Source organism: Paenibacillus sp. 10L310 (genome assembly GCF_056395745.1).
In genome coordinates this window covers 1-24,328 of the sequence record NZ_JBFTKC010000005.1, presented here as the reverse complement: position 1 = coordinate 24,328, position 24,328 = coordinate 1, and the positions used below count along the sequence as shown (strand labels likewise).

The following is a 24,328-nucleotide window of genomic DNA, read 5'->3' as shown; positions in this document are numbered from 1 at the left end:
TACACTACCTTGAGCACAGTCTAGCAGTTTCTACTAATCCGCCGGGTATGTTGTAATGAAGCAGGCAGGCGTTGCAGAGTGGAAGTGGAGCGTCGGCCCCGATAAAGCTTCACTTGACCGGAGGATGGTGCCAGTGATAAGGAAGAAGGTGCAGCCAGCCGATATGGGGGGGATGACCGGTCAGGGAGTCCTTCCGGTTCTGCGATGTTGTCCTCCATTGAAATGCCACTTTGGTGTAGCCATTCATTAAGTCGTTTGGGATTGATTCCGAGTTGTCCGCTCAGATTACAGATATCGAGGTTTATTCTCACACAAATCCGCCTTTCCTGGAATATCGGGCTGGTAGTAGGGTATGAAAGGGAAGCATGAATTCGAGATCAGTAAATGCTCATGTACATGTTGGCTGTGCTTGATTGGCGGAATGATCCATTATGTTAAGAAGTAGCGCGGAGGGGTCTATGTATACCTTGTAAAAACGTTTCCATGTCCGCTGTTTTGAATATTTACTATAAATTGGCTTTTAACAAGATTCTATCATTTCACACCCAATTGCGCGTCTCAATATAGTCTCAATTTTGTGAGAGAAAAAAGTATATTAAAAGTACCAGTATCTAGTACGGAGGACATATATGGGAAACAGTAGTGAGGCTCAATACGACAAATATGTTGAGGATGGCAAACGGTTCATTGGTCGAACCAAGGAACTGACGACACTGGAGTGGTGGTTCAATCATCCGGAAGCCCCATTAACCATATTTTCAATTACGGGCATGGGAGGAATTGGTAAATCTTCCTTGCTTTCAGAGATGTTATCTGTCTCTCGGGATCGAGGTGCGACGGCAATATGGATGGATGGTCGATCATGTGGGGCAACTCCTTCCGTTTTTATGGATTATTTGTCCTCTACATTAGGCTTGGAAACAATGGATAGTGAAGGATACCCGCGACCATTGAGTCTGCTGAGAGACACATCGATCGAGAAGAGATTGGTTCTGGCCGTGGATAATTATGAAGAGCTTGCTCTGTTAGAAAGCTGGTTCATGGAAGTCTTTGTATCCAAACTTCCGTTAAGAGGGATACTTGTCATTCTTGCATCACGCCCGGAACTGGCGTCCACCTGGCGGACACATCCCCGATTACATCAGAGATTTATACAGATGCGGCTTCAACATTTTACAGTTGATGAGATTATGGAATACATCACGGTGGCAGGCTTTCTGAATCAGGGGATGGCGGGTACCATTACGCGAATGACCGATGGACATCCGCTGGGGCTGGCCCTTGCTGTAGAAGCTGCGGATCAGAGGAGGAATCTTCCACAGTCCGAATGGGCTGAACTGTCCCATATGATCAGTGCTCGATTATTATTGGAACTTACGACACCCCGTCTGCATCCTGTAGTGGAGGTACTAACACTGCTTGAGACAGCCAATCAGGAACTATTATCATCAGTACTGGATATGACCGTGACAAAAGAAGAGTACCACATGCTGAGACAGATGTCGTTTATCCGTTCCGGCCCGGATGGTCTTGCCCTGCATGATATGGCCAGAGTACATCTACTACGAGATTTTCGCCAGCGTGAGCCTCAGCGGTTGCAGACCATGCGTATCAAGATCGTGAAGCTGCTGAAACCACTGCATGAGCAGGCGGGTCCACATGAGCGTCGCCAGATCGCCCGGAAGATGCTGTTGCTGTGTCAGGAATCCATGCTTCAATACCGCAAGTACGCGGATGTGTCCCGTGATTCCTTGTTCTCACCTCTCGAAACGATGAGAAGCGAGGATCTGCCCGTTCTGCACAGCCTGTTACAGCAATGGTGCGAGTACAGCGTGGAACCATGGCAGGCGGTATCCTATGGTCCCTTCCTGGATGAACTGGCGCACCGTTATCCCGAAGGAATCGTATTAATGCGTGACAAGCTTGGGGAGACAATCGCCATGTTCATTACCATTCTTGTACATAGGGAGAGTAGTGAGTTATTACTAAAATATTTTCCAAATGAGATGTATGAATGTTTCACACCACAGGAACTTGAAAACGACCCGGATCAGAGTGATACGCACTTTGCCTTGCTGGCTGCGGCAAGAGATGATGTGCCTGGTTATACACGAGAAGAACTGGTGGGATACATGGCACTGGATCGACTATCTCTACTGGGTGATGGGGCACGAGCGATACTCGTTGCAACGAATCCTCACCTGAAACTATTTTTGCAGAGCATTGGATTCCAGATGCGAAGAACCCGCACCCGTGTCTGTGACAGATTCGAGGACCAGGCGGACATACTTGATTTGGATTTGCGTAGCGGGCAATTCGGAGAGTGGGTCATGTCTCTGCTTGATCCGGAATCAACAGAGGATCGTATACAGCCGGAAACAACGGAAGTGGATGGTGTCATCTGGACTGAACAGGATGTTCGCAAGATGTTGGGGGATCTTCGTTCCCCGGGAGAATTACATGAATATGCTGGCAGGGTTAGAGGAGTAAAGGATGGAATCCAGTTACAGCTGTATGTCATGGATCTGTTAGAAGGCAGAGTACATGGCCTATCTCCACAGGATCAGATGCTGTTATATGCGGCCTACTGGACGCATGCTGGCAATCCAACTGCCGCAGCCCAGACGTGTTCCATGAGTCGGGCGACATTTTATCGCCATCTCAGAACAGCGCTGACTCGCTTGGCGCGGATTTTGTAGGGTTCTATTCATTCATCATACCGATAATGACGATAAGAAGAGGCTGGTCATAGACCAAGCCTCTTCATGCGGTTATAGAGCGTTGCCCTGGAGATGCCAAGTTGCTTGGCGAGAATTCGTTTGTTACCACTTGCTGCTTTCAGATATTGAATTAGAAGTTGCGCCTCATAGGTGTCCAATTTTTGCTGGTAGGTAACACCGGAGACAAGTTCGGAATCATCCGAGGGATCTGATTCGTCCACATTTGCAACTGTTCGAGGTTCTTGTTCTGCTCCTGCCGAATCCTGACGTTGCTGATATTCGTTGTTGGCATGTGAATGAATTCCGGATGTCAGTTGAATTTCGGACTGTTCTTGCATGGTGAGGGAAGTGAGGGTATCGGGTAGATATTCCTGCTTCACCTCACCATCTGTCGTCAGAATGGTCAGGCGTTCGATCACATTTCGTAATTCACGTACATTGCCTGGCCAATCATATTGGAACAGCAACTTGAACACTTCAGGTGGAACCAACTCAATATGACGGTTATAGAGCAATGAGAATTCTTGAAGGAACGTCTGGGTTAATTCATATATATCTTCCTTGCGCATACGCAGAGGAGGGATGACAAGGTTAATGACATTCAGCCGATAGTAGAGATCTTCTCGGAATTGATTACGGGCAATCATACTCATTAGATTCTGGTTGGTTGCTGCGATAATCCGGCAGTCGGCCTGTTTCATACGCGTTCCCCCCACAGGAAAGTAACTCTTCTCCTGCAACACCCGAAGCAGTTTCACTTGCAATTCCAATGGCATCTCACCGATCTCATCCAGAAAAAGAGTACCCCCTTCGGCAAGTTCAATCTTGCCCTTTTTGCCTTTGGGATCCGCTCCGGAGAAGGCGCCTTTTTCGTAGCCGAATAATTCACTTTCGAACAAGGAAGCGGGAATTGCCCCACAGTTAATAGCGATGAACGGTGCAGTCTGCAATTCACGGAGATCATGAATGGCTTTGGCGAATAACTCCTTGCCTGTGCCGCTCTCCCCGAGAATAAGTACGGTTGCTGAGGTGGTACTGATCTTGCGAATGGTCTCCATGCACTGCTTGATGACCGGGCTGCTGCCCTTGATTCTGGCAAATGGATCTAATTCGGGACGTAGCCGAGCAACGGCTTTCTCCAGGTGCTGGACTTTGGAGGTCATATGTAATAGTTCCTGATGTAATCGGATTTCGGTTGTTATATCCACTTCGGCAGCAACTGCACCCACAATATGTCCATCCAGTTGGACAGGACGAGCATTAATCAGGGCGAAGAGGTCGGGCCGTGGCTGATGCTGTTTGCGATAGACCGTTTCGCCGGTATACAACGTCTTGAGAGACTGTAGCCGATCTGGAGGAAAAAAGTCCGCCGCGGGTTGTCCGATAATATCATTTTTGCTGATCGAAAAAACATGCTCCGCGCCAGTTGTCCAGTAGGCCACTTTGGCATCTTCATTAATTAATGTCAGAGCTGAACCCGCTGTCTCCAGTGTGGTCTCAAAATAAGCTTCTATTAGGCGATGCGCATGCATCATGGCATGCAAAACATCGGATACGGCGATATATCCCAATAGGGGGCCATCATCCTGAATGAATAGAAAAGAAGATGTGTCGAATAAGCAGAAGGCATCTACCAACGATGTTGAGGACGGAATGGTAAGTGTGGAGAGGTCTGTATCCAGAATATCCATATCCGTACGCAATAAAGACATTAATTCTGGAAGTAAATGTTTCATCGGTATCACCTCAGTTTCGGCATAACTTTCAGAACTGTACCTGTTACAAGGAACTTTTATGATCGGAGTAAATGGAAATATTTGAGTGAGATAGTTATCCATATTATAGCTTTCAAAGTGAAGTGTGTATAGATTTTTTGACATGAATCATACATAAGACAATCGGAAATAGTGTTTAATTTGTTTTGTACAACTAGAATACGCTTTCAATCTGAAGCGAAAGTGAAGCATTCATGAACATGACAGTATCAGTTCGTTAATCTCAACACATTCACTGGGCAGGTTAAGTGATTCTATGTGTTGACTCTCAATTTGTCCACAACATTAAGCATCGTCTGAATAATACTATACCAAGGACTGAAATGAATGAATTCAATCGAAGGAGGGTGATGAAATGGCGATTCTATCAACTGGGCCCATTGAGAATAATATTTCAGGGGTAACGGGAATCCGACCAACTCAATCCGTTACGGTCAAAATCGATAACCGGAATGCGACAGAATTATTCACGGTGCTTCTTCGGGGCTATTACCTTAATGGAGTCAGAACATTATATGTAGAAGAACTGCTCAATGTATCACCTAATCAGGTCATAACCAAAGAGTATGATGGGAATTTTGACGCTTTTGAGTTTGTATTTTCAACCTCAGACACGGCTGCTGAAGAAGCACAAATATCCGTATGGGGCAAAGATGCCGCAGGCGAATTAGTCGCGGCTCACCGGTTGGTATCTCAGGAGTTGTTGGGAGAAACGCTGAGCACAACGGGTGTAACTGGAGCCACAGGAGCCACGGGAGCAACGGGCGTCACGGGAGCTACTGGAGTAACAGGAGCCACGGGCGTCACTGGAATTACGGGTGTGACAGGAGCCACTGGATTTACTGGAGCAACAGGAGTTACAGGTGTCACTGGTGCAACGGGACAAGGTTTATCCTCATATGCTTATATTTTTAATACTTCAGCCCAGACTGTAGCTACCGAAGCAGATATAACCTTTGATAGTAACCAAAATCTTACGAATATTACGCATACACCTAATACCGCTGAGATTATTATTGGGAATGCTGGGGACTACGCGGTATTTTTCATCGTTGCAGGTGTACAGGCGAACCAATTCACCCTTTATCAAAACGGAGCCCCTGTAGGTGGTAGTGTATATGGTTCAGGAGCTGGCACTCAACCGAATCCAGGAATGGTTATTATTACGGCTGCTACCGGTGATGTGCTGACATTGCGGAATCATTCCAGTGCATCCGCTGTTGATTTGCAAACCCTGGTGGGCGGATCACAGATCAATGCCAATGCCTCTATCCTTATTCAACAATTAAGTGGTTAACTTTTAAATAATAAATGGGTGTGTCCAGAAAAATAGACATTTAAAATTGTGGTCCTATCTCATAATTAGTGGTTGACAGTCTTCGGGCGCAAATCATGGGAAGTTCTCACTTTAATAATTTTCGCATTAAAAGAGTCATAATATAAAGTCTAGCCACTTGAGCGGCTAGACTTTAGCTTAATTAATAGTTAAGTTCTCTCATTAAAAACATTATTACCGGCTAGGATTCCTGTAGAGCTCATAACCATCCTCTAGAACGCTGAAGTTCGTTAAACTTAGCATTTTTGTTTATCGCTTTAATATGCGGTGGGGTCGTTAGCGCTTGGAGCGAGAGAGCCCCTTTTCGTTATTGTATAACTTGGTTTACAGCCTTGGTTTAAATGCATCTCGATGTTCTCTCAGGAATGCATCAAGTGAACGCGGCGCTCTGCCAAGCAAGCGTTGGACCGTATCCGTCGGCTTCTCTGGCACAACGGAAGACATCGTCTGAATTTCCACAACGTGGTCTGCAAGCCAAGGAGGCATCTGTCCATGTTCGATCAGATCCGTTCGAAGCTCCTCGGGTTTGAGGTTGAAGAATCCGATCGGACGATTGAACAGGGTGGACATTTTATCTGCAATCTGTGCATAAGTGAATGCTTCGGAACCGGTAAGCGTATAGATGCGGTTCACTGGTTTGTCTCTAGTCAGCACTTCTGTGGCAATATCTGCGATGTCTCGGCAATCGATGAAGTTGCACGGGGAATCTCCAATGCAGCCGAAGAATACATCTTGAGTTGTAATGGTTGGTGCGAGTCGGAGCAGATTTTGCATAAAAGCATAGGGCCGCAGCATTGTATATGTCATCCCGGATTTCACTAGAGCTTGCTCGATTTGTTCATGCCAGCCTGCTACAGTTACTGGTGAACGTTCGTCATATGCTGGGCTGGATATTTTCACGACATGCTTGACTCCCTCTTGCGCAGCCATCTGAATAATGGATGTCTCTAGTTCCACTTGTTTAGGGTTGTTGGATAACGCTAGAAATAGTTGACTGGTACCCGCCAAAGCTCTGCGCATGGATTCGGAATCATTTGCATCGGCAGCACAGATTTCAATCCCGGACAACGCCAAGTCCGCCATTTGTTGACGAAGCTTATCCGGCTTTCTACTTACTGCCCGAACGGGAATACCTCTTTCCATCAAACGTCTCAAAAGTACATTTCCAATCATGCCTGTTGCTCCAATAATAGTAATCATGTTTCAATCTCTCCTTATAATGAACTTGTTTATTTGATAATGTAAGCTCGCCAGCGCCATGTCATGATCGTACAAGCTATTGCACCGGACAATGGAAAATCGAACCCAATATGATCCAACCAAGCCCATGAAGAACTCGGGTTTACGATCTGCAATACATTAGAAATCCCCCACGCCGCCACCAAGCCAAACCCTGCGCCTGCAAGTGCCAAGCAGCCCACGACAATGATTCGGGGGGCTTTTGCCACCCACCGTGTGCGGTTCTTACGGTTACGAAGCCAGAGTCCGGCCCATAGAGCCATAAGCAGAGACGCCCCTCCAATCGTTGTTAAAGCTCGTAACTGAAGGACTTCATCAGCGGTAACGATTCCCCCGATGCTTGCCATGATGGCAGGAGACAAGTAGGCCGGGATTAATTCACGCCACAGCACAAAAGGTTTTGGGGGAGGATTAGCAGCTCGGTTTGGATAAGCTTCCTCGGAATGAATGGGGTCATTAAGGTTAACCATATCACTACTCCTTTTTTGTTTAGAAATCACTGATTTGCTTTCATCTATAAGTAATTAGGAGCCTAACTATATGGCGATGAAAATGGGCTAGTTGAACTAGCCCGGTTCACCTTTCTTCGTTATGCTCCTAGGATTTTGGTTCGGAGAAGTCGTGTGACTCATCTGTAAGTGCAGCAATACCTTGTGTTACACGCCCCAGCAGGTTGAGAAACACACTCCTTTCCTCGATCGTAAGTAATCCAACCATCGCTTCCAGTCTGGCAAAATGTTCTGCAGCCATATCCGTTAGTTTCTTCGCACCTTTGGCGGTCAAAATGACTGACTTCTGACGACCATCAACGGAACTCGTCCGACGAGCAACCAGTCCGTCGCGTTCTAAAATCTCGATTAGACCAGTTACGGTAGCACGGGTTACACCCAGATTTTCCGCCAGTTGGGAGGGCAGTTCTTCTCCTTCGTGATCTTCAAGATCTGCCAACAGACGATATCGTCCTGTCGATAAACCAAATCTGGAGAAATGGATTTCCGCAGCATGCCCAAGTTTGGCTCCTGCTACCATCAGTCTGGATGCGACAAGCACGGCTTGTGCATCCACGTCTAATTGATAGCGATCAACCTGACGCTTCGTTTGTACTAACGAAGGGATGAGGTACATATCAGTTGTTGATTTGTTTTGATTGTCCATACGTATAGTATGGTGCCTAACTATATAGTTGTCAACTTTTGTTTAGACCATTCGTCAAGTTGGATGCTCTCGTAAAGTGTTCGTACTGAAAAAACCATGTGCCCAGAAAGAAAGAGGCGACATGGTTTTCTTTTGTCTTTTTTCATAAATATTGATCCAGCTGGAAAATAACTATCGGAACATATTCTTAACGACCATCCAGAGATTAGCCGGTTTTTCGGCCAAACGGCGGGTATAGTACGGATACCACATGGTGCCATAAGGTACGTAACAGCGAATGCGATAACCTTCTTTGGCGAGACGTTCCTGTTCGCTCATGCGCAGACCATATAACATCTGGAATTCAAAGGCATCCGGCGAGATTCCCCGATCCTTGGCGTATTGTTTCGTCCAGTTAATGATGTGATCATCATGCGAGGCAACCGCAGTGTATACACCCTGATCGAGGTGATTACGAATCATCGTTTTGAATTGATGAATGACTTCAGAAGTATTCTGATAGGCGACTGATCCGGGTTCTTTGTAAGCACCTTTAACCAGTCGAAGCCGGATGCCTTCCCGAATCATATCACGTGTATCTTCTTCGGTACGATGCAGGTAGGCTTGCAATACTGTGCCTGTATTATGCAGTCCTTCCGAGTGCAGTCTTCGCACAATATCCAGCGTTGCTTGAGTAAATGGACTATCCTCCATATCAATTCGGACAAAAAGATCATGCAATTTGGCTTGTGCGGCAACGGTACGTATATTTCGATAACCCTCTTCCGGGTCAAGTGCGAGGCCCATCTGGGTTGGTTTTAGCGAGACGTTGGAGTCTACGCCTTCACGTGCAGTGCCTTCTACCAGGCGTACATACTCATCCCTGTACAATGCCGCTTCGCTCAGGCGGGTGATGCCTTCACCCAGATGATCGAGCGTAGCCATAATGCCTTTGTTATTGAGTATGCGGATCTCTTCGAGAGCTTCTTCCAAGGTGTTTCCTGCAATAAATTTGCCTGCCAGCTTCTTACCATATCTAATGGACAGGTTCTCTACAGCTTTGTTGCCTGCCACGGTTAATAAGGTTTTGCGATATATTTCCGTTCCCACACTCATTTTCGTTTCCTCCTTCAGCATTGTGCATCCTTAATTCAAGCAAGAAACGTGCCAGATTTGGCGATGGTCTACTATTTTTCATGGAAATTTTAACTTTATAAAAAGGAATCAAAAAAATCTGGGGATAACAGCGATCGGAAGGTTATTCTATCATCGGAGTGGCCCGTGTGAATTTTCTTTAGTTAAATTTAACGAGAAAAATATTTCAGTCTCAACCGGAGTTGGCACGGATTTTGCTACATATATTTGGTGATGAGTAACATGCAAAATAATTCAGGCGAGCAGCCAGCGAATCCCACATCCTGAAGGAGGAATCATTGATGAACATCCCTTTTGTTAACGAACCATTCACACCCTTTGCAGTCCAGGCGAACCAGGAAGCATTTGAAGACGCACTTCGTCAGGTAGAAGCTGAACTTGGGCAGGAATACCCGATTATTATTGGTGGGCAAAAAATAACAAGCAGCCGCACGTTAACTTCCGTGAACCCCGCAGCCAAGAATCAAGTTGTCGGAACGATCCATCAGGCAGATCAGGAATTGGCCGAAAAGGCCATTCAGACAGCAGCGGAGACATTCCACACATGGAAACATACTGACCCGAATGAACGGGCTCGTTATCTATACAAAGCAGCTGCCATTATGCGCCGTCGCAAGCATGAATTCTCCGCATGGATGGTTTATGAAGCCGGCAAGACTTGGCCTGAAGCCGATGCGGATACAGCGGAAGCCATTGATTTTATGGAATTCTATGCTCGGGATATGCAGCGACTGAGTGAACCGCAGCCTCTCGTGCGGATTGCAGGGGAAGATAATGAACTGAGTTATATACCGCTGGGCGTTGGTGTTGTTATTCCACCTTGGAACTTCCCACTGGCGATTATGGCAGGTATGACCTCTGCTGCACTGGTATCCGGCAACACGGTGGTATTAAAGCCCGCCAGCACAACGCCGGTGATTGCCGCGAAGTTTATGGAGCTGCTCGCAGAAGTTGGTCTGCCGGATGGCGTCGTGAACTTTTTACCAGGACCAGGTAGTGAAGTGGGTGATTATCTCGTAGATCATGCGCTCACCCGTTTTATCAGTTTCACCGGTTCCAGAGATGTAGGACTGCGAATTAATGAACGTGCAGCACGTACAGCTCCAGGTCAGAAGTGGATCAAACGGGTTATTGCAGAGATGGGCGGCAAGGATTCCATCGTAGTAGACAGTGACAGTGATCTGGAACTCGCGGCAGAGTCCATTACCGCTTCGGCATTTGGTTTCTCAGGACAGAAATGTTCGGCGTGTTCCCGTGCCATTATTCATAAGGATGTATATGATGAAGTATTGCAAAAAGTGATTGAACGGACACAGAAACTGACGATGGGCAGTCCACTTGAAGTTGGCAGTCAGGTTGGGCCGGTTATCGATGACAAGGCATATGCAAAGATCACGGAATATATTGAAATTGGCAAGGGTGAGGGGCGTCTTGTGCACGGTGGCGGTACAGGGAACGTTGAAGGTTATTTCATTGAACCAACTATAATTGCCGATGTGGACCCGAAAGCCCGAATTGCTCAGGATGAGATTTTTGGACCTGTGCTTGCGTTCATCAAAGCAGAATCTTTCGAGGACGCTTTGGATATCGCTAATAATACAGACTATGGTCTGACCGGCGCGGTGATCTCACGAAATCGTGAACATCTGGAACAGGCAAGACGCGAATACTTTGCGGGTAATCTGTATTTCAACCGGAAATGTACCGGAGCACTGGTGGGCACACATCCATTTGGCGGATTTAACATGTCAGGCACGGATTCCAAGGCAGGTGGAAGAGACTATCTGCTGTTGTTTACACAGGCGAAGCTGGTATCCGAGAAATACTAAGACAGGAACTCATGATCCAACTAAAAACTTCTTACATTTGCTTGAATAGTATGCTATTATCCCTGCGAATCCTTTTGTTCGTATAAGAAACACAGATGCTTATTGCCGAAGGCATAAGGAGGGTAACGGATGTTAGGTGTTCAGTTGGTACAGGAACAACGTATTCGGCTGTCCATCACGCCGGAGATGAAACAATCCTTTCATTTGCTAACCATGTCTGGCCAGGATCTGACCCGTTACTTGCTGGATACAGCGGAGGAAAATCCAGTACTTGAACTGGAAGAACAAGCTGCGCCTCTCGCCCGGATTCCGCGGCGAATGGATCAGCGCAGGTATGATTCCTATGATCCCCTGCTTCAGGCCAAAGGTGCCGAACCTACTCTGGAACAATTGCTGATTGCGCAAATTCGAGTGATGACAATTCCAGACGAATTGGAAAATATGGCCGTATATTTGGCAGGGTGCGTTAATGATGATGGTTATCTGACGGTTGAACTGGCAGAGGTGCAAGCAACACTTGAGCTTCCGATGAGCAAGATTGCAGCGGGACTGGAGCTTCTCCATTCGCTGGACCCTGCTGGTGTAGGGGCGCGGAATCTGCAAGAATGTCTGTTGCTCCAGATTAGACGTGATCCATCAGCAGCGCTGAATGCGGAGTGGATGGTGGAAGCGGGAATGGAAGCACTGGTTCCTTTTCACCCAGGTAGAACAGGGAGACGATTAGGCATGACTTCGCAGGAAGCTCAGATTGCCTATGACTATATTACACGTCTCGATCCCAAGCCCTGTCGATCCATCGGATGTACAGAACGGCCACATTACATTATTCCGGATGCCATTGTTGGGTTGCGTAACGGTGAGGTCCATTATAGTTTGCATGCAGCAGGTAATCCTCGGGTATCGATGAATGAAGCGTGCTTCCGCTGGATCAGGGAAGAGGCTCCGGACACAATCTGGTCTACCCGCGTGGCAGAGGCGAGAGCTATCATTCGGAGTGTACACTTGCGGCGCAGAACTTTAGTGCGTGTGCTGGCGGCAGTGATGGAAGAGCAGAAGCACTTTTTGGTCAAAGGCCCATCCGCGCTAAAACCTCTTAATCTGGCTGTTATTGCAGAGAAGATTGGCATGCATGAATCAACGGTAAGTCGTGCGGTGAACGGTAAATACATTGAGACCCCACATGGTGTATATGAACTCAGGGCTTTTTTTACCTCGGGAATCAGTACAACGTCAGGGGATAAAACATCAGCATCAGCGGTGAAACGTAGATTAAAAGAAATCATTCGCACGGAACAGGCTCAGCGTCCATACTCGGATAGTCATTTGGCCACATTGCTCGCCGAGGAGGGGATTGTCATCTCCCGCAGAACGGTTGCCAAGTACAGGGAGGAACTTCAGATTCTGCCTTCCCTTGAGCGTAAACGGTGGGCTTAATCGAATAGCTGGCTTCTTATCATCTCTGAATATAAGAACCCCCGCAAACCGGATAAACGGTCTGCGAGGGTTCTTGTTAATTATTTGTGTTTGGGTTACTGCATTAGTTTTCCTGATTACCTACAAACGTTCCATATTACGCAGGAAGTGTTCTCCGGCAATCCCTGGTGTAGTCATCTGTTCCGGATGAAGAATCTCTTCCAGTTCTTCCGGTGTCAGCAATCCGCGTTCGAGAATAATCTCTTGCAAGGAAAGTCCAGTCTTGAGCGCTTCCTTCACGATGGAAGCTGCCACATTATAACCTAAGTGCGGGTTCAACGCCGTAACCACACTGAAACTTTGCTTCATGATTAATTCGCAGCGCTCACGGTTAGCTTCCATCTCTTCAACTGCATAACGCGTGAAAACATCGATGCCGTTATTCATAATTTTCAGCGATTGCAGCAAGTTGAACGCAATAACTGGGCCCATGACATTCAGCTCGAATTGACCGGCTTCACACGCCATACAGATCGTATGGTCGTTCCCCATCACCTGGAAGGATACCTGGTTAATGACTTCTGCCATAACGGGGTTGACTTTGCCCGGCATAATGGACGAACCTGGCTGACGCGGTGGCAGGCGCAATTCATTGAATCCTGCACGCGGACCTGAAGCCATCAGGCGAATATCATTACAGATTTTGGAAAGGCTAACCGCACATACCTTCAGCGCCGCTGAAAGTTCCAGATAGGCATCTGTGTTCTGCGTTGCATCCACGAGATCCTCAGCTGTTTGTAGTGGAAGTCCGGTAACATCAGACAGGTGCTCTGTAACCTTGACGATATATTCGGGTTTGGCATTGAGTCCTGTACCTACCGCAGTTGCACCCATGTTAATGGTAAGCAAGCGGCGATTGGCGAATTCAAGACGCTCAATATCCCGTCCGATTACACGGGCATAAGCTCCGAATTCTTGTCCAAGGCGAATAGGTACGGCATCCTGAAGATGGGTACGGCCAACCTTGACCACATCGTTAAATTCCACTTCTTTTTTACGGAACGCATCCTGTAGTCTCTTCATGGTAGCGAGTAACGTCTCCGACAGTCGGTACGCCGCAATGCGCAGTGCTGTAGGTACCACGTCATTGGTGGACTGGGACATGTTCACATGATTATTGGGATTGCAATGGAAGTAGTCTCCCTTGCTTTTGGTTAACAGTTCCAGCCCGCGGTTGGCCAAAATTTCATTCATATTCATATTCATGGAGGTGCCTGCACCGCCCTGAATGGAGTCTACAATAAAATGATCCAGATGATGGCCTTTCATCATTTCTTCAGCTGCCATGACGATCACATCGCCAATCTTGCTCGGCAGCATCTTCAACTCCATGTTGGTAATCGCTGCTGCCTTCTTCACCGCAGCCAGAGCGGTGATCAGCTCCCGGTGTACCGGAACGCCGGTAATCGGGAAGTTTTCCACGGCCCGTACCGTCTGAATTCCGTAATAAGCATAAGCCGGGATTTCTTTTTCACCGATAAAATCTTTCTCCGTCCGTGTGGACATAGTAGACATCTCGTTCGCCTCCAGTGGCATCAATAAAAATAGTTCGGCTCCAGCGTTGCTGAAGCGCACTCAGTATATCATTTAAGCAAAATGGATGCCAATCTAAATCATTTGGCCTCTTGTGCCGATAATAAATAAAATTAGGGATATCCAAGCTTGTCTTATACATTATGCGCTATATGGTAGAGAAGTCATGCATGAACGGCAAGTATGAGGGGGAATAGAACGTTTTCAGTGATGTATATCACATGAAATTTGGTACTTGATTGGTAAAATAGGAAAAAAGGACTACGGGGTGTACACATGAAATGGACTTTAGGAGCAAAGACTGTCGCAGGTCTGGTACTGATTTCGATTATTACCTACGGAACTAGCGGCTTTTTTATATTTTTTGTCAAAGACTGGATTACATTAGATATTCCGAATTGGGTATACATATCGATTATTTTGATCATGGGAGTATGCTGGAACGGGATTCTGGGATGGTTTGCCTCACGTTGGCTGACTCGTCCAATCGTTCATCTGTCCCGGGCTGCACAGCAGGTGTCAGCGGGGGATCTGACAACCGAAATTCCACAGCGACGCACGCAGGATGAACTTACCGTATTATATGATGCTTTTCGCGCAATGGTTTCTAACCTTCGAAGCATTGTAAATGATATTGCAGACAGTACAAGAACGACTTCACAGAACGCACAGTCTCTGAGTGAAGCAATTACCCAGGCCGCTGAACAGATCGAGATGATGTCGGATGCGGTGGATCATATTGCGGTAGGCGTAGAAGAGCAGAAGGTCACTTCCCATCAATCTCTGATCACTGCGGATGAGATGTTGAACGATTTCCAGCGTATGCATAGCCAGTCCATGGATATGACAGAGATGTCGGGTCAGATGGAACGATCGGTGGATCATACCAAACAGACTTTCTCATCGTTGATGAAAGGGATGGACGAGCTGGCCGAGTCGCACAATCGTTCCCGCGATATTATGCTGTTGCTGGAGAAGGAAGCCTCCGATATCGAGGTAATTACCCAGTCTGTCAAAAACATCGCAGAGGAAACAGGGTTACTTGCCCTGAATGCTTCCATTGAGGCTGCACGAGCTGGCGAAGAGGGTTCTGGTTTTGCAGTAGTGGCGCAGCAGATCCGCAAGCTGGCAGACGAAAGTAAGGAATCGGTACACCGTATTAATGAGCTGATTAGTCGTGTGCAAGAGCGGATCAGGGAGACAGCCCAACTGTCTCATGAGCAGCATGGTCTCGTGGTTAATGAATCGGAGCGGACCGTCTCTGTGGATCAGACATTGCATGAACTGACAGGAACAGTGGAAGTATTTATGAAGGGTGCGCATGATATCGGTTCCAAGATTGCAGAACAGACCGGTCGCGTGGAGCAAACGCACGGTCATGTGAAGAAGATCCAGGGGAAAGCCGGATCGTTCTCGGATGAGGCGAGACGAATTATGGATGCCGCACACGAAGAGACAGCCATCATGGAGGAGATTTCATCCTCGGCTGAAGAACTGAGACAATTAACCGATCGGTTATTGGACAAAACCAAAGCATTCCGGATGCAGCCTTAAGCTGTGTTCGGGATTTTTTTTGTTTTTGGAGAACAGTTTTGGCATGAGAATTTGCTTATTCTGGTTAAAGCCGAACGTTCTTTCGTGAAAACGAAAATATGTAAAGATTATTTTATGAAAGATTAACAAATTCGCAACTTGCAGGCGATAAATGAAGATATAATAGGATTATCACAACAGATAAAGGAGCCCAGTATATTGAAAACTTGGACAGGTATCCTGCTGATGATTATTCTGGCGGTAGCTACGATTAGTACAACTTCGGCTGCCAGAACCATGAATGAATCGCAAAAACAGCTTAACATAGATGATCAATCCAGCCAGACCGAAGTGGTCGAGGCTTCCAATATAGATGAACTGCATGACACAGCGAAGACAACACAGGAATCCATTCCCGTGAAAGAGGAATACGTTTCGGTAGCTCCAGAGAATGAGAACGTCAGATTATACCCTATGAAAGTTGAGGGTTCAGGATATATATATAACGGAATGATTTTGGAAGTGGACGGCAAAGTGCAAGAATTTAGTGATTGGCAGGGAGAAGGCGGGTCTTACAAACCCGAAGTGCACGAGCTGGATCTGAATGGAGACGGCCAGAAAGAAATTATCGTTTTGTACACGGAAGGTCATGGAACAGGTATTTATTTGGGACAAGCACGTATCATTAATCCGGTAACGCTGGAAGAGATGAAGATGCAATCTCTGGATGAGATTGCGAAACAGCATGTGAAGTCAAAAGTTACGGTTAGATCAGACCGTGTGGATGTTGATGTCGCCGTTGATGGCGTTCAAACAGAACCTTTACGGATCGAGGAAGATACGAGTGGCGGCGTATATAACGAAGAGTTGGGATTCGGTGGAGTTACCTATTACAGTGTAGAGGATGGCCAACTTGTCGTATCAGCAGCAGGATCTTACGGTGCGGCTTTATATGCGGGTGATCTGACATTCACTTATGAGTATCAAGATGGCGAGTGGAAGGCCGTAGATTTGAAGTACAGCATGGAAGTGTATGAAGAAGAATATTATGAATCTTTTGATTGATATCATCCTGTTGATATCGTAGTGCATCGGGAATTGAAAGTTCTCAAGTGTGGAGTTAAGTGAACATCTGACAAGAATATTTCCTTTCTTCGTATACGGAGAGTAGGAAACAGGGCGAGGCTGAAAAAAATGGGGACATACAGCCTCGTTTTGTGTTGCCCGGAAATAGGCACTGTGTACTAAAAACGTAGGAAACAATTGACATTATCACTTTAGTCGTTTAAATGTATAAAGGACAAATCATTTTAACATTCAGGAGGGATTTTGATGAAGAAAAAAGTTGTACTGGGTTTGATGGTAGGCACATTAACAATTGGGATCGGAACAGGTGCACTCGCAGCAACAGGACTGGAACAGATTAAAGCCTATCTGAACAGCAAGATTACGCTAAAAATGAATGGTACCACGGTGACAGCCAAAGATGCCAATGGTAAAACAGTGTTGCCTATCACTTACAACGGAACGACTTATTTGCCTGTGCGTGCTGTGGGATCTTTGCTAGGGACAGAGATCACTTATGACAGTGCAACTTCATCCGTCCTGATTGGCGGAACGAATGGATCTGCGCCCGTAACCAACGGAAAAGTAACGCTGAGTGCACTTGGAACAACGGTGTTGGGATCTACCGCATGGCATACCAAAGATCCTGCGGAGACTACTTACAAAGGCAAGGATTATAAAGATGTTTATCTGCATAATGATCCTACGAAACAGGGGGATGATATCCAGATTAATACGGGTAAAAAGTATTCTTCTCTGCACTTGGAACTTGCCGCACTGAAAGGAAAACAGGAGATTCATATCTATGATCAGGATCTCGCGACACTCAAAAAGTTCAATATCACTCCAGAAAGCGGTATGATGAGTCTAGATGTGGATGTTAAAGGTACAGACGCTGTCTATGTAGAGATTGTATCTGAAGATCCGGGTTCGGCTCTGTTTGTACCGCTCACAACATCGTATCTGACGAAGTAAAACACAATCTGCAAGTTTGCGACCTTACAGAAGGGGCAAGGCAAGCATAAACATAAAAAAACGATGATTCACTAGGCGATTCCTGAACCGTATCCGGTATTCAGAGTTGCCTGGTGAACATCGTTTTTATTTTCTTTTTGTTACGAATATTAGCGGATCATGGTATCCAGTGGTTTCAGGTTCGCTTCAATCTCGGCGCGGCGACCTTCAAGGAATGGAGGCAAAGCAAGCGACTCTCCCAGATGCTCCAATTCTTCGTCTGTATCAAATCCCGGACCATCGGTTGCAAGTTCGAACAGAATGCCGTTTGCTTCACGGAAATACAGGGAGCGGAAGTAGAAGCGATCTACAAAACCGGAGTTAGGGAATTGGAAGTTACGAACCCGTTCCACCCATTGTTTCAGTTCTTCTTCGTTATCCACACGGAATGCAACATGGTGTACGCTGCCACGTCCAGGACGCTCTTGGGCAAGGTCATTCCGTTCCTCAACATGCACTTCGGAGCCGCTGCCACCTTCACCGGATTCAAAAACGAGTACATCAGGTTGACCTGGAGTAAAGGCAGGGTAACTCCCTTTGGCTCTGAAACCGAGCAATTCTGTAAGAACCGGAGCGGAAAGGGAAGCATCTTTTACCGTAAGATGGATAGGGCCAAGACCTACAATGCCATACTCGGCAGGCACAGGACTCTGATCCCATGGTTTACCACCAGCGACACCTGTGTTGTTTTCATCCGAGACCAGAATCAGACGTTGACCTTCAAAGTCTGTGAACGAGAGCGTGGCACGACCACCCCGTTCAACAATCTCTCCATGTGGGACTTCGAATTCGTCAAAACGCTGCTGCCAGTAAGTCAGTGCTGCATCACTTGGAACGCGCAGTGACGTGCCAGATATACTGTTCACACCTTCACGTGTCTGTCCGGCCATCGGAATCTCGAAGAAGGTAAGTTCGGTACCCGGATTGCCTTTCTCATCACCATAGAAGAGATGGTAGACGGATACGTCGTCCTGGTTGACCGTTTTTTTGATGAGGCGCAGACCCATGATGTTGGTGTAGAAACGATAGTTCTGATCGGCATGTGCTGTAAGAGCGGATACGTGGTGAAGTCCTTTGATTTGCATAATAATTCCTCCTAATTTAGGTTATACGTTCAACTAAGGATTATTTACACTGGCACTCCGATGACAGAACAACCTTCCGATCGCTGTTATCCCCAGATTTTTTGATTCCTTTTTGAAAGGGGAAATCCGGGGATAGCATATGCTTCCGATGTAGCTTTCTTTCAAAAAGCTTTTAGGCGAACGCTCTGCTTCTTCAGGTTATTTCTGTCCTCTCCGTTATCGTGTAAAAGTTCAGTTGAACATTTTTTGAGTTTATTTTAATTTATTCTTTATTAAGAAAGTTACTAACTTTTCGTTTGTTTTGTTTCTGGATTTATCTTAACATAAAGATATTTAAATTACAATGCTTATTTAGAATTCCAACTGGACAGTACTTTCATTCAATGGCAAAATGAAAAAGTTAACATTAAAGAGAGATAATGTTGGTGAGATCCTTGTAAAGGAGAGAAGAGATGTATGGCGTATCCACCATGGCTGGCCCCTTATGATGCAGAGCCGTTTATCCTGTTCTCCACTTCACATATCGTTTCGATTAGCGTAATTACAGCAATGATTGTACTGATGTTTTTGCTTCGACACCATCTTCGATCATGGTCAGAGAGGGCACGCCGCATACTGCGGATTGTTCTGGCCTGCATCATGTTTGCCTGCGAAATCGTGCTGCAACTCTGGTATGTGTATGGAGGGATATGGAGCCTGCAGACTTCACTACCACTTGAACTATGCAGTCTGTCTCTGCTATTATCGGCGTTGCTACTACTGACACGCAGTCGACTGTTACATTCTGCACTGCTTTTTGCAGGCATTGCTGGAGCCCTTATGGCGATCCTGACGCCTAATTTGGGTTATGGTTATGCACATTTTCGATTCATTCAATTTTTCGTTGCTCATGCCTGTATCATTCTGGCTTTACTCTACATGACCTGGGTGGAACAGCTGCGACCTAGCTGGAGATCTGTAGCAGGTTCGATGATATTTGTGAATGTGGCAGCACTAATCGTATACATTGTAGATGTCATGCTTGACGCGAATTACATGTTTTTGAGACACAAACCGAGTACACCCTCGGTGCTTGATATGTTGGGTCCGTATCCCATGTACATCCTTGGGGAAGAGATACTTGCGCTAGTCTTGTTCTCGCTAATGTACATTTTGCTCTTTGCCATCCCAGATCGGTTGAAGCATCGTGTGAAAAAAGGTAAAAGCTCCGCGCTATAGGGATAATCCTAGTAGTTGCGCCTGCGCCGCATTATAAACTCTTTATATAAAACATCCCGCAGTAATCTGAACGGATCAGATTGCTTACGGGATGTTTTGACGTTGTCCCTGAAAGGGGCCAACTTGTATTTATATGTTTATCCACGGAGCAGAGATTCCGCACCATCCACATAGATTCGTGTACCTGTAACATGAGAGGCTTCATCGGAAGCGAGGAACAGAACGAGGTTCGCCACTTGCTTCGACGTTCCAGGTTCGCCCTTGAGCGGATGTTCGTGACCCTCAGGAAATTCAACAGGAATCTGTACTTCTTTCAGATCATCCGACGGGTAGGTGTTATCATCAATGTTGGTATCGATGGCTCCTGGGCAGACGGCGTTAACACGGATCTTATAACGAGCCAACTCCAGTGCAGCCATCTTGGTAAACGCAGTTTGTCCCGCTTTGCTGGAAGCGTATGCAGAGAAACCGATCCCTGAGAAGACCCGGTTACCGTTGATGGAACTGGTGATAATGATGCTGCCGCCATGTTCTTTCAGATGGGGAATAGCATATTTGACGGTTGCGAAGGTTCCGCGCATATTAATCTCCATCGTCTGGTCCCAGTCCTCAATTTCCATCGTTTCAATCGGGGCCATTGTTCCGTTAATGCCTGCATTTGCAAATATAATATCCAGTTTACCCGCTTCAGCCGCAGCCTGATTGATCGCCTTCTGCACATTATCCGGTTTGGAGATATCACATTCGATCACATACGCTTCTCCACCAGCCTTTTCAATCGTCTGCTTGGTTTCCTCCGCATTTTCGGGTGTGCGATCTAGCATGTACACTTTGGCCCCATGCTCGGCGAATCGAATAGCAGTAGCCTGACCAATACCGGATCCACCTCCGGTTACAATCGCGACTTTGCCTTCCAAACGTTGTTCTGTCATCTCTGATCCCTCCATGAGTTAGATTATCGTTGTACGCTCTACTTCTAACATACCCGGCTCAAGATGCGTGAATCATATGTGTATATATCAAAAAGAACAGGACCGCAATGCGGCCCTGTTCTGTGAGCAGATCATCTTCATGATCTGTCTGCTGTAATATTATTTTGCCATGTGAATGGTAGGAAACACCCTCAGGTCATGCCCTGGTTTACTTATGTTTCTTCCAGTCCATTGCACTGTTATTGAGCAAATATTCGAAATCGTTATCCCGGCGCTTCTGCTCCGCTTGGCGAGCTTCTTCTGCCTGCTGACGTTCCTGCTCTTTAAGAGCCGCTTCGGCAGCCTTGGCTTCATCCGCCTGAGCTTTCAGCTTCTCCAGCACATCACTGCTAAGCAGATCCTTCAGTGTTGTGGGTTTATCCTGTGCTACTGCTGCTTTGGGAGCAGGAGTGCGTTTTTTGGATTTTGCCATAGGAAAATCTCCTTTCCAAACATGAATCAGGTTCCATTTATCGTACAGTAATCATAGTATATCAGGTTCCCGTAAAGCATTCCATGAATCTCCGGAACAAAAGCAGGAAAACGAGGGTTGCGTGACGAATGAAAACGGGTATAAAATCATATACTATTACCGATACTGCGACTATTCCCTGGAGAAAGGAGTCGTTGTTCGTGGAAGTAAACCGTGGTTTACTGAAAGGGCTTGCATGGGGCGTTGCCTTTAGCTGCCCGTTATGGATTGCGATTATCGGCTGGTTACGTTTGATGGGATGGATGTATTGAGGATGATGCCGGAAGAGGTCATTTTTTATAAAGTCATATATGTAACCGCTATCATTAAAATCAATAAATAAAGCTCTGCCTTGCGAGATACGCGCAGGACAGAGCTTTTGTTTGTTTAGAGTTCCTTACAAGTCATAACCATGGAATATCATCCGTTTGGCATGGATGTTAATTAAGGCATTTTTACCGGTTCTGGATACTCCAGACCGTGGGTGTCTACCGTAACTTTTTTCATAACTTGATCCGTAACGGGTTTGTCACCTTCACCTATTTCCTGAGCTGCAATGTTATCCACAACTTCCATACCTTCGGTCACTTTTCCAAAAGTAGCATAGGCATTATCCAAATGATCCGCGTCAGCTAACATGATGAAGAATTGGGAGCCTGCGGAATCCAGATCTCCATCTTTTCGTGCCATGGAAATAACTCCGCGAGTATGATTCAGGTGGTTTTTGTGACCGTTGGATGTAAATTCGCCCTTAATCGTGTATCCCGGGCCGCCCGAACCGTTACCATTTGGGTCACCACTTTGAACCATAAAGCCCGGAATGACCCGGTGAAAGATCAGGCCGTCATAGAACCCTTTATTCGCAAGGGAGATGAAATTATACACCGTGTTGGGCGCAATCTCGGGATAGAGCTCAATAACGATCTTTTGACCATCCTGCATCTCAATGGTAGCCATCGGGTTTGGACCTTCAGGTGCGGCCGGGACCGGCGCTTGCTCGGCACTGGTTGCAGGGCGTCCGCAACCACTAATGACGATAAGCAGCATCGCAAGAACGAGCGATACTGCGGTTGTTTTTTTCCACCGTAAAGACATGAAAACGTTCCTCCTTGCATCTCTGCATTATATATTTTCTCCAAATCATATTTGGATATTTACCCAACTATCATACCGTTTTTGTGGACAGGATGGCAATGTAATACATGTGTTTGTGGTGAACAAGGGATGGCCTTCATGGAATGATGGGTGTAAAATAAGGAAAATGCTTCCGCATCGGGGACGTACGGGTCTGTTCCGTCCGCTCCAATATACGGCAGTCCCGGCGTCAGTAACGGAAAGGGCGTGCGGGTATATGAACTTCTCGTGGAAGCGCAATCTGGTCATATTGTGGATTGGTGTATTTTTTTGCAGCACCGCCTATTCGATCTCGATTCCATTTCTGCCTCTGTTTCTAAGTGCTGACTTGGGGGTTCGTGATCACCTGGAGTTATGGTCAGGACTGGCATTTGGCATTACGTTTCTCGCCAGTGCACTCGTGTCTCCGTTCTGGGGATCACTGGCTGACAAATACGGACGCAAGCCCATGCTGATCCGGTCGGGATACAGCCTCGCCGTCTTGTATTTAATCAATTATTTCGTGCAGGACCCGTATTCTCTGATTGTTGTTCGATTGTTTCAGGGTCTGCTTGCAGGGTTTGTTCCAGCAGCGATTGCTCTGGTAGGCACAAATACACCTGAAGAGAAGACTGGTTATGCACTTGGTATTATGTCCACTGCAGGAGCCACTGGTGGTATTATCGGACCGTTAATTGGTGGCTTGGTGAGTCATTATTATGGCAACCGGAATGCTTTTTTGTTTTCGGCTATTGTTGTGTTAGTCTCCGCGATCATCGCAACCTTCTGGGTAAAAGAAGAGAACTTCAATCGGAACAAAGCGCGTTCCCACGTCATGGATGACATTCGTGAAGCAAGAGCGAATCGTTTGTTTATGACGGTGCTTGGCATGATGGGCATATGTACGTTCTCCGTCATGATTCTGGAGCCATTATTGACGGTCTATGTGATGGAGATGGGCGTTCAGCCGGATCGTGCCTCACTCAGCTCGGGTATTATTTTCTCAGCGGTGGGGGTAGCAACAGTTATTATGGCGCCGCGTTGGGGCAAGATTGGTTCAAGGATTGGATACGGTAAAGTGTTGATCATTGGACTGGTTGGTGGGGCTGTAGGGAATCTTCTGCAGTTCTTTACAACAGGTTATATCGCTTTCGGCATTTTACGATTTGTGTATGGTTTATTCTTTGCGGCTGTATTTCCAGCAATTAACGCCATGATTGTGCAGGCTACCGCATCGAGTTTCCGGGGCAGGGCTTTTAGTCTGAATCAATCCGCTGCCCAGATCGGGACGATGGCGGGACCGATTATTGGTGGTGTACTTGGGGGCTGGCTGCCGATACGCTGGATATTTATTATTAATGGAGTGGCATTGATCATCACTGCGATTGTAGCGAAGTGGTCAGGATTGGATCACAAACTGCTCGTGGCAAGTAAGGTTTCCGCTAAGCGTTGATGCCGAATTGCAAAGAGAAAGTGAACTTACAGGTAACAAAAAAGATGACGCTGTGAAATTACGAGGCCACTGAAAAAGTCCAACATCCTATAAACAGATATCCCTTCTCATTTTTTTGAGGAGGGATATCTGTTTTCCTGTATAATTAATTGATTAATTTCAGGTGGTGTCTCGGATGATTTCTAACCAACAATCTTTTAACCTTAGTCC

The 24,328-nt window shown here is 46.5% G+C and carries 20 protein-coding genes; 9 read left to right on the top strand and 11 right to left on the bottom strand.

Going from position 1 to position 24,328, the window contains the following annotated elements:
• Positions 1-20: 20 nt before the first annotated feature.
• On the bottom strand, positions 21-311 hold the full coding sequence (locus tag AC1DE7_RS13885; RefSeq protein ID WP_282319177.1) for a hypothetical protein: 291 nt from the start codon (positions 309-311) through the stop codon (positions 21-23).
• A gap of 318 nt (positions 312-629) precedes the next feature.
• On the opposite strand from AC1DE7_RS13885, the gene AC1DE7_RS13880 reads away from it, so the two are divergent.
• Entirely contained in the window at positions 630-2,699 is a 2,070-nt protein-coding gene (locus tag AC1DE7_RS13880) for an ATP-binding protein (RefSeq protein ID WP_477534607.1), read from the top strand.
• Between the two features lie 47 nt (positions 2,700-2,746).
• Here AC1DE7_RS13880 and AC1DE7_RS13875 read toward each other — a convergent pair whose 3' ends face one another.
• Positions 2,747-4,456, bottom strand: a complete 1,710-nt coding sequence (locus tag AC1DE7_RS13875; RefSeq protein ID WP_477534606.1) for a sigma-54 interaction domain-containing protein — start codon at positions 4,454-4,456, stop codon at positions 2,747-2,749.
• Between the two features lie 394 nt (positions 4,457-4,850).
• Between AC1DE7_RS13875 and AC1DE7_RS13870 the strand changes: the two genes are divergently transcribed.
• Positions 4,851-5,792 carry a BclA C-terminal domain-containing protein gene (locus AC1DE7_RS13870; RefSeq protein WP_477534605.1) on the top strand — a complete coding sequence of 314 codons (942 nt, stop codon included), beginning with the start codon at positions 4,851-4,853 and terminating at the stop codon, positions 5,790-5,792.
• A gap of 363 nt (positions 5,793-6,155) precedes the next feature.
• Here AC1DE7_RS13870 and AC1DE7_RS13865 read toward each other — a convergent pair whose 3' ends face one another.
• From AC1DE7_RS13865 to AC1DE7_RS13850, 4 genes are all read right to left on the bottom strand, one after another.
• The gene (locus tag AC1DE7_RS13865; RefSeq protein WP_036612068.1) at positions 6,156-7,031 is read right to left on the bottom strand and encodes an SDR family oxidoreductase; all 876 of its coding nucleotides are present in this window, start codon (positions 7,029-7,031) and stop codon (positions 6,156-6,158) included.
• A gap of 29 nt (positions 7,032-7,060) precedes the next feature.
• On the bottom strand, positions 7,061-7,540 hold the full coding sequence (locus AC1DE7_RS13860; RefSeq protein WP_036612071.1) for a hypothetical protein: 480 nt from the start codon (positions 7,538-7,540) through the stop codon (positions 7,061-7,063).
• A gap of 127 nt (positions 7,541-7,667) precedes the next feature.
• On the bottom strand, positions 7,668-8,225 hold the full coding sequence (locus tag AC1DE7_RS13855) for a MarR family winged helix-turn-helix transcriptional regulator (RefSeq protein WP_047841886.1): 558 nt from the start codon (positions 8,223-8,225) through the stop codon (positions 7,668-7,670).
• A gap of 171 nt (positions 8,226-8,396) precedes the next feature.
• Positions 8,397-9,320, bottom strand: a complete 924-nt coding sequence (locus tag AC1DE7_RS13850) for a proline dehydrogenase family protein (RefSeq protein WP_477534604.1) — start codon at positions 9,318-9,320, stop codon at positions 8,397-8,399.
• A 320-nt stretch (positions 9,321-9,640) separates the two neighbouring features.
• Here AC1DE7_RS13850 and pruA point away from each other — a divergent pair, with 320 nt between their 5' ends.
• Both pruA and rpoN read left to right on the top strand, forming a co-directional pair.
• Complete coding sequence (gene pruA, locus AC1DE7_RS13845; protein WP_477534603.1) at positions 9,641-11,188, top strand: L-glutamate gamma-semialdehyde dehydrogenase; 1,548 nt, start codon at positions 9,641-9,643, stop codon at positions 11,186-11,188.
• A gap of 129 nt (positions 11,189-11,317) precedes the next feature.
• Entirely contained in the window at positions 11,318-12,622 is a 1,305-nt protein-coding gene (rpoN, locus tag AC1DE7_RS13840) for an RNA polymerase factor sigma-54 (protein WP_477534602.1), read from the top strand.
• Between the two features lie 120 nt (positions 12,623-12,742).
• Here the strand turns inward: rpoN and AC1DE7_RS13835 are convergent, their stop codons facing one another.
• A complete protein-coding gene (locus AC1DE7_RS13835) occupies positions 12,743-14,176 on the bottom strand; it encodes an aspartate ammonia-lyase (RefSeq protein WP_036672373.1) in 1,434 nt (477 codons plus the stop codon).
• A 294-nt stretch (positions 14,177-14,470) separates the two neighbouring features.
• Here AC1DE7_RS13835 and AC1DE7_RS13830 point away from each other — a divergent pair, with 294 nt between their 5' ends.
• The 3 genes from AC1DE7_RS13830 to AC1DE7_RS13820 all read left to right on the top strand — a co-directional run bounded on the left by AC1DE7_RS13830 (position 14,471) and on the right by AC1DE7_RS13820 (position 17,767).
• On the top strand, positions 14,471-15,748 hold the full coding sequence (locus AC1DE7_RS13830; protein ID WP_036612082.1) for a methyl-accepting chemotaxis protein: 1,278 nt from the start codon (positions 14,471-14,473) through the stop codon (positions 15,746-15,748).
• Positions 15,749-15,946: 198 nt separating this feature from the next.
• Positions 15,947-16,792 (top strand): hypothetical protein, encoded by an 846-nt coding sequence (locus tag AC1DE7_RS13825; RefSeq protein ID WP_477534601.1) that lies wholly within the window; start codon positions 15,947-15,949, stop codon positions 16,790-16,792.
• Between the two features lie 267 nt (positions 16,793-17,059).
• Positions 17,060-17,767: a stalk domain-containing protein gene (locus tag AC1DE7_RS13820; RefSeq protein WP_477534600.1), complete on the top strand. Its 708-nt coding sequence runs from the start codon at positions 17,060-17,062 to the stop codon at positions 17,765-17,767.
• 149 nt (positions 17,768-17,916) lie between these two features.
• On the opposite strand, the gene AC1DE7_RS13815 is transcribed toward AC1DE7_RS13820, so the two are convergent.
• Positions 17,917-18,891 carry a ring-cleaving dioxygenase gene (locus AC1DE7_RS13815; RefSeq protein WP_477534599.1) on the bottom strand — a complete coding sequence of 325 codons (975 nt, stop codon included), beginning with the start codon at positions 18,889-18,891 and terminating at the stop codon, positions 17,917-17,919.
• Positions 18,892-19,347: 456 nt separating this feature from the next.
• On the opposite strand from AC1DE7_RS13815, the gene AC1DE7_RS13810 reads away from it, so the two are divergent.
• Positions 19,348-20,109, top strand: a complete 762-nt coding sequence (locus tag AC1DE7_RS13810; protein WP_477534598.1) for a YwaF family protein — start codon at positions 19,348-19,350, stop codon at positions 20,107-20,109.
• Between the two features lie 137 nt (positions 20,110-20,246).
• Here AC1DE7_RS13810 and AC1DE7_RS13805 read toward each other — a convergent pair whose 3' ends face one another.
• The 3 genes from AC1DE7_RS13805 to AC1DE7_RS13795 all read right to left on the bottom strand — a co-directional run bounded on the left by AC1DE7_RS13805 (position 20,247) and on the right by AC1DE7_RS13795 (position 22,647).
• Complete coding sequence (locus tag AC1DE7_RS13805) at positions 20,247-21,041, bottom strand: SDR family oxidoreductase (protein ID WP_036612094.1); 795 nt, start codon at positions 21,039-21,041, stop codon at positions 20,247-20,249.
• Positions 21,042-21,249: 208 nt separating this feature from the next.
• The gene (locus AC1DE7_RS13800) at positions 21,250-21,513 is read right to left on the bottom strand and encodes a YqkE family protein (protein WP_036612099.1); all 264 of its coding nucleotides are present in this window, start codon (positions 21,511-21,513) and stop codon (positions 21,250-21,252) included.
• A gap of 483 nt (positions 21,514-21,996) precedes the next feature.
• Entirely contained in the window at positions 21,997-22,647 is a 651-nt protein-coding gene (locus tag AC1DE7_RS13795; RefSeq protein WP_477534597.1) for a peptidylprolyl isomerase, read from the bottom strand.
• A gap of 256 nt (positions 22,648-22,903) precedes the next feature.
• Between AC1DE7_RS13795 and AC1DE7_RS13790 the strand changes: the two genes are divergently transcribed.
• Complete coding sequence (locus AC1DE7_RS13790; protein ID WP_477534739.1) at positions 22,904-24,118, top strand: MFS transporter; 1,215 nt, start codon at positions 22,904-22,906, stop codon at positions 24,116-24,118.
• Positions 24,119-24,328: the final 210 nt, after the last annotated feature.